The organism is Nostoc flagelliforme FACHB-838, from assembly GCF_014698065.1.
Taxonomy (GTDB): Bacteria; Cyanobacteriota; Cyanobacteriia; order Cyanobacteriales; family Nostocaceae; genus Nostoc; species Nostoc flagelliforme_B.
In genome coordinates this window covers 1-6,930 of sequence record NZ_JACJSI010000311.1, presented here as the reverse complement: position 1 = coordinate 6,930, position 6,930 = coordinate 1, and the positions used below count along the sequence as shown (strand labels likewise).

2 protein-coding genes and 2 pseudogenes are annotated in these 6,930 nt (G+C 40.5%); 1 reads left to right on the top strand and 3 read right to left on the bottom strand.

The genetic code is table 11. The annotated features are described in order from the left end of the window. Positions 1-309 precede the first annotated feature (309 nt). Positions 310-5,143 (bottom strand): annotated as a pseudogene (locus tag H6G97_RS56300) (hypothetical protein). A gap of 38 nt (positions 5,144-5,181) precedes the next feature. On the opposite strand from H6G97_RS56300, the gene H6G97_RS41935 reads away from it, so the two are divergent. Continuing rightward, complete coding sequence (locus H6G97_RS41935; protein WP_190946476.1) at positions 5,182-5,712, top strand: hypothetical protein; 531 nt, start codon at positions 5,182-5,184, stop codon at positions 5,710-5,712. A gap of 293 nt (positions 5,713-6,005) precedes the next feature. Here H6G97_RS41935 and H6G97_RS41930 read toward each other — a convergent pair whose 3' ends face one another. Together H6G97_RS41930 and H6G97_RS41925 are read right to left on the bottom strand one after the other, a co-directional pair. Beyond that, positions 6,006-6,380 (bottom strand): hypothetical protein, encoded by a 375-nt coding sequence (locus tag H6G97_RS41930; protein WP_190946475.1) that lies wholly within the window; start codon positions 6,378-6,380, stop codon positions 6,006-6,008. A gap of 286 nt (positions 6,381-6,666) precedes the next feature. Continuing rightward, a pseudogene (locus H6G97_RS41925) lies at positions 6,667-6,930 on the bottom strand (AIPR family protein); the annotation flags it as partial.

Here is a 6,930-nt window from a genome sequence, read left to right as displayed (position 1 = left end):
TTCGCTGATTTAACAATATCCTTTTTGATTGCGTCAGTGAGTTACGGAGAACCTGTCCGCCTCCTTTTGTTGTCACGTCACTACCATATCTTAGAATGATTCCTAAAAGTCTTGAAGTAAACCAAGGCTTATGCAAAACTTGGGATCCTTCGCTTCTGGACTACTTTTAAGGAATTGATCAATGGCGCGTCTAGCCCTGCTGAGTGTATCTAACAAAGATTATAAGAAACCTGTGCTTGCTCTAGACTAGCTCTCTCCATAACGTTGTTCTCCTTTTCCATTGCTTAAAAGTGCTATTTTAGGATAAATCTATCTTTGTAAGTCTACTTGCTGTGTTTGAGATTTAGCTAATATTTTATCAATTTGAGTATTGACATCCTCAAAAGTTTGCAATATCTGTGGAGTTAGTTTATTAGTCTGTACCCTCCCTGATTGCAAGTTTAAAATTACCTCTCCATTTTTCTGTGAAATAGTTAAATTTCTCTGCTGGGTATTGAAAGCCAAGTCATAAATCTTCCCTTGGACTTGAGTACCATTTTCATCAGACTTACCCCAGACCATGCCAATCCTTTGAGCAATTTGAGTCAGCCGACTGATTCCTTCAAGCTCAAATGTATCTTGATTCATTACTGTCAACGCTTGGGCTGATAATTGCTCACCAGCTTTAAACCCATAAGCCACTTCTGCAATGCGTTTTTTGTAATTCTCCGACTTCCCTAACTTATCTGCGGCATTATACCAATTTCTCAAGTCATCAATAGTGACTGTCGGGGGCTTCTCTACACTTAGAGGTTCGGTTTTCACACTATTACTAATGTCTGGTGTAGAAGGAGTCGTGGAGAGTAATGAAGTTATAGATTGGTTAGGTGGGGATTGTGCTATTTGTTCTGGTGGTTTCAAAAACTGTGGTCGTGTGGCGAGAGAGTTAACAAATTGTTGATAGTCACTATCCGTTTCAATAATTGCTCCGAATTTCTTGGTCATGTTCTCCAAAGTTTTGGCAGGGATGGAGCTATCAACCAAGTGAAATACTGCTAGACCTTTTTTAGTTTCCCTGATAACATCTTCTGTTGGTACTTGCTGCCATTCAACTTTTTGAGCAGTTAACCATTTAGTCACAGTATCAGCTTTCTGGTTGTCAACAGCCAGACCCATGACTCCAAGTTTTTTGTTTGATTCTGTCGAAAATAAGAAAGTAGGACGCTCTTTAATCTGATGTAGAATCTTCGCACTGCTCTCAATCATATACAGCTGTTGAGGGTTAACCGATTGAGTCCCAAAAGCCTGAAATTCCTTCGTCCATTTCTGGGGATATTCAACGGTATTAGGGTCTATTTGAGCGCAAATAACAGAGAAGTTACTTTCAATAATAGCGGGGGCTGGGGTAAGTTTTCCGGTTTTGAGCAATCCAAGCTGTCTGAGCGCGTCTTTATCTTTCTTGAAATGTAATACCCCCAAGGGTTCACCATTCAAAAATACAGCATCTCTAGTTTTAGAAGCTGAGGTTTCCATAGTCAGTTTTCGGTAATCTTGATCATTGAATGTCTGACCAGAAAAATCATAAAAGTTAATTTTATTAATTTTGAGGAGATTCCCATTGGGAGATTCACCCAGCACAAAAGCTTGATCTCCTGTCTCAGAGATTGACGTGAGCTTTAACTTTAGAGGATTACCATTTTTCAGGTAATCAATTTGTTTCAACTGTTGGACAGAATCACTGTCTAACTCACCCAGAGTTTTGCCATCAAGTTTTATTTTTACTGTTTTATCAGGAATCGGCACAGTGCCAAATTCTAAGTTTACGGGTTCGGCGTTAAAAACAAGTCCTGCATAGGAGAAGTTCTTGAGTTCACGGATAGTAATTTCAACTGGCTCGTTTCCTGGTAGTCCAATAGTTGCTTTGGCAGTGGCAGGTTCTACCCCAACCATACGAGAGAGCGCTTTCGTTCCAATGGGAAGCTGTGCGGTTCTGGTTTCAAGCATGGCGAATTCCTTATATTCGCCGTTACTATCCTGTACAAATAACAATCTGGAAACATGGCGCTCATGTCCGACTGGGTGGTGGCTAGCCCTAATTTCTATCGGGTGCTTTTCGTCTGGGTTCCACTTTCTACCCAAAAATTGATTTGCCTCATTATTTAGTGTGACTAACTTCGGTTCGGTAAATTGCAATTTATCTAAGCGAGAGATAATCTCATTGGGGAAAGCAGCGAAGGCGAAATTGGAAACTTTTTTAGCGTAGACGCGGAGCGGCTTGTCGTTAGACATCGCCTGGGGGTTTGCGTTTTCTTTTCTTGCAACTTCAAGTTCATCCTGGCGGGATGCACAGATGTTCCAAGCGGCGGCGGATAGAGCAAGTTTTTCTAATTCTGGGATCTTCGTGTAAAATGCGAGAGCCGTCTCCTGTGCCTTATCGAAAAGTAATTTAGTTTGGCTTCTAGTAAGTTCTGGTTTTAGTTCTAGGAGTTTAGCTCCCTGCATGGTCATCCCCGCCTTGAGGTTGTGGTCAGTCACAGATTGTTGGCTAACTGTCCCCAGGTTGCGGTAAGCGGGTTTTCCATCTGACCCAACCTCGCCATCTATCTGTGCAACTGCTAATAATTTATGGGGGGCGTTCACTGTTTGTGAATTTAATCTCATCTAAGCGAATGTTCAATGTCTGGGCTTTCCAGATTAAGGGGTGTCCGTAGCGGGTTAGATTGGTAATTTCGAGTTGCGTTCCTGAATCCGTTTGAACAATTGTGCTAGGGCCAGACTCTGTTTCTCGCCGCCTTGAGGCACGAACCGCAGCGTTGAATTTCCGATCAAACTCGTACTTGGCGGCGATCGCTGAAAATTTTTGTTGTGGTGTAAATTCCACTCCTTTGAACAAGTCTTTCAACTGGACGATGGGACGCGATTCTAACTGTGATTCTTGGAAATATTTATTGGTTTGGCTAATCAATAATTCTACTGGCGAGTAGCCCTTTGGTGTTATCCCCGTGCTTAAATAAGCTAACGAAGATTTCTTATCTTTAATATAATTAACATCACGATACAAGTAGCGGCTGTTTTCTCGGATTTTATCCATTTCAGGTTTTTTAGCACTCTTGAATAAATCAACCGCTATTTGGTTTTGATAACATCCCTCACCAATCATTTCTCGGTACATCAGACGGTTAACATCCATCGCCTGCTGAATAATATCTGGCGTTCTGTTAGGATTCTTTGCTAGAGCTACAACAGATTGCATGAAAGGTTTGTACTCTGCTCTAATTGGTTTGGGTTTCTCGCCATGTTCCTGTTCAAATAAACTTTGATAGTGCTTAGATACTTGGTCTAAATAAGTTGACTTTTGTTCTAAGTTACCGTAAGTTTTAAGTACTTCAATTTCCGATTCTAATGCCTCTAATGCCGTCACTTGATTGTTGATTATGCCCACGCTGATGCTATCACTCATGTGGATAGCTATTTCTTCAAATGGGGGCTGGGTTCCATTTTCCAAATAAAATGATTGTTTCTTTTCTTTAACAGTAGGCCGATAAGCATTTTCAGGCTGGTTTCTGTACTCGGCTTCGGCTGTGAAGTTTGGATATTGAAGTGCAAGTGCTACGCCAATACAGTCACCGTCGAAATCACGCGCTTGACGTTGTGATTCGGTTTCGAGAGGATTAACTTCGTTGTGTTGAATACCTTGGGCTTCTAGCGCTTCAATCCGAGCAAGTATGCGTTTGTGATCTTCATCATTGACTACAATTATTCCTTGCAATGGTTCACCATCTGGAGCTAAACGGTCTAAAACATGTTTATTGGTAGATACACACAACCCATTAGAGTTGAGAAAGGGAGAACGAAAGTTTAATACTTTTTCCTTTTCATCCATCCAAGAGACACAAATTTCACCATTTTTTAGTTCTTTGGATGGGATAATCATTCCTCGATCAAATGTTAAAGTTCTCCCAAGTGCTATATCTCTCCACTCACTTTGGACAAATTTACTCAGTTCTTGTTTGACTTTTTCAGTTTCTAAAAGCTGATTATGTCCCCCAACTAAATCAGCCTTTATGAGTTTATACATTAACAAATCATCTTTTGGAGATTCATTATTTTCATCAGTTGCCTCATATTCTCCATTAGCATCATTCGATGTCACTAGTTCTAATTGTTTAGCTAATGAGCCATCAGCAGAGGCAAGAGTAATTTGTTTTTTTAAAGATGTTTTTTGTGACTCGGTGAAAGCCTTACGTTTTTCGTATCTCTCACAGTAAAGTTGTGCAACAATCCTTGGGTCATCCTGATTTTCGGCTAGCTTTTGAGCCTGTGCCTCTAGCTCCTCAGCGAAATCTTTGATCCCTTGGGGAAATGATGCCAACAGTTGGGATATAGCTGTCTGGCCCCGCTCTGACTGAGACTTCTCACCTAACCAGACTTTTTGTTGATATAGCCCTGGTTGAATTTGGGGTTTACTAGCACCATTGGGATTATCTTTGTCTGTACCTTTAAAACTGGATATGGGAATGATTAAGTCGATTTTGAGTGTATTCTCTTGCCAAGACAACTCTTCTAGTTTAAATGGTCGTAGAGTTCCTTTCCCAAAACGGTATTTAGTATCTTCTCCATCGCCTTCTCTCCAACCAAAGCGATGCTGAATCACTCGATAACTTTTCTCTTCATGTTCTTTTTTTTTAGTTAATTTAACATAAGCTTCATTTGAAATCTGTCCATAGCAGTCTCCCACTAATTTAAAAGCATCTTGGTCTTTAATAAAGCCTCCATTTTCTCCCGTATTATCATCTACAACTAAAATGTTTAACCGTTCATTAATTGAATTTTTACAAGCACCTAAAAAAATTGAACCGTAAGCACCTCTATCTTTTCTATCAGGGCATAATTTCTCAATTACTTCTAAGCATTCTGGAGAACCGTACAGAAGCCTGGTTTTAGAAGATAATAAAAGAATATGTCCCTCCGGGTGATTTTGTAAATCTTCTGGCTTACTATATTCATCAATATGTCCAAAAGAAAATTCTTTATTTGGAAAGTATAATTCTAATAAAGTATTGTCTATTTTCTCAGTTAAAATTGAATCAGGGTTCTTCTTGTCTCCGTCATCATGAATCCATTGATTTAACCTTGTATCAAAGTGTTTAAATTCTAGAGCCATACATTTATTTAAATTTGGAAAATTTCTTGGGGGTAAATATGTCAAGATTAAAACGCTGGTTAAATATGAACCAAGAAAAAGTCAGTGGAGATGGTTCTTTAAAACCAGAGTATCTTCAGCAGTTAATTGCTGATAATATGCGTCCTGAAATGATCGATAAACACGCTCAAATCTTGAAGAATAGGTATCTTGAGTTAGAACATTTAGATGAAACCGACCCAGAGCTAAGGCCAGTCTACACGGCATACGATTTCTTCACCCCAACAGAGAAAACACAGTTTAACCCTGACGGTTCTCTTAAACAGGAGTACTTTGAATCTGAGCTTAAAAAGGGTACAAACCTTGGGTGGCTAGAAGAAATGGAACGACGCAAGAAAATCGAGGTTGATGATTACAACAAAGTATCTGCTAAACACGCAGAACAGGGTATTAATTTTGGTGCATGGCAGATGAGGGGAAGGATTGAAGATAGTAGAACATACGGACAACGTCGGCAGCAGATGGAGCAAGACCTGCGTAACTTTGAGGATGTTGACAGTTTGCCTTTCGATAAGGACACAGTATATTAGCCCGCATTTCTCACCACACTTTTCAAAGCCTGCGCTTGTGCAGGTTCGCTAGTGGGAGAGTTCAATGTGCCTTGATTCTTTCCCCTCTGCTCCATCAAAGCAGGGAAGCTTGTGAGAAATACGGGTTAGGCGGGAGCGATGCCGAGTGAGTGATAATATAAGCTGAAAGCATTATCAAACAACGCTCTCACCTTTTTAATGGCATCCTTTTACATCTGCAATTGCTCCCCTTGCACTGAGCGTAGCCTCTCCAAGAGTTGTATTGCGACTGGGCGAAAAAGTGAATTGTTTGATTAATTGGCTTGCCGTTCTATAGCTGGAGGGATTACCCCAGACGAGCGCACAACTGACTTGTTAGAAGCGGCGGCAAGGAACGCAAACATCCCTAAAATAGCAAAAGACGTAATAATCACTTGCTGTAGGGAGGCAAATACTGACTTTTCTTTCTCTTTTTGGACAGTAATGCGATTCAGATTCTGTTGAAATGCCGAGAAATACAAATAATTCAACACTTGTTTACACAAGGTAGGGTCTTCACCTATCTGTACTTTCTGGCACAGGAGAATTTCTAGATGCTCCCGGCGGCGATCGCTTGTAGACAAATCGCCCTCGTTCCACAGTTTTGCCTGGGTTGTATCTAAAGGTCTATTAATACCTAATATAGTCATAGTATGGCCTTCTTTAGTTGTTGAGTTAGTTGAGGGAACAAGTGTAATCGATAATTAAATTACACCCTAGTGTGCTTTTTGAAAAATGGAACTCATACCTAACTTCAAAAGTTTAAATATGCCCTCTAAAAAGAACTAGCTACCTTAGTACTGAAAAAATCGGTACTAGAGTAACTAGTAAAGTTAGCGAGTTTATGCTATATCTCCCATTCCAAATCTGGTTGTACAGATGGGGATAGAACCTGTGCTTTCGATGGTAATAGAGGTGTATCCGCCTCCAACGGGTTCAATACTTGCGGTAGTAGTTTGCCCATAAATGCTGTAAAAAGTCCTCCGCGAAATCATCAAAAGGAATTAACCAGTTATAGTTCTCATCCAAAAAGACTCGATAGGCGGCAACGATGGGCATAGCAATATCAGCCGGCGCACTAAACCCGAATGAGTAGCGGCTGTCGGGCAAAAGGGTATTCTTTCGCGCATCAATTGAAGCTAGGTCAATGACTCCTTTCTTTCGTGGATTGGTGATGTGTTCCTCAATAGTCTTAAACAG

Excerpts from the sequence above, each read along its gene's own strand:
- H6G97_RS41935 (WP_190946476.1), top strand. The coding sequence starts at position 5,182 with ATGTCAAGATTAAAACGCTGGTTAAATATGAACCAAGAAAAAGTCAGT.
- H6G97_RS41930 (WP_190946475.1), bottom strand. The coding sequence starts at position 6,380 with ATGACTATATTAGGTATTAATAGACCTTTAGATACAACCCAGGCAAAA.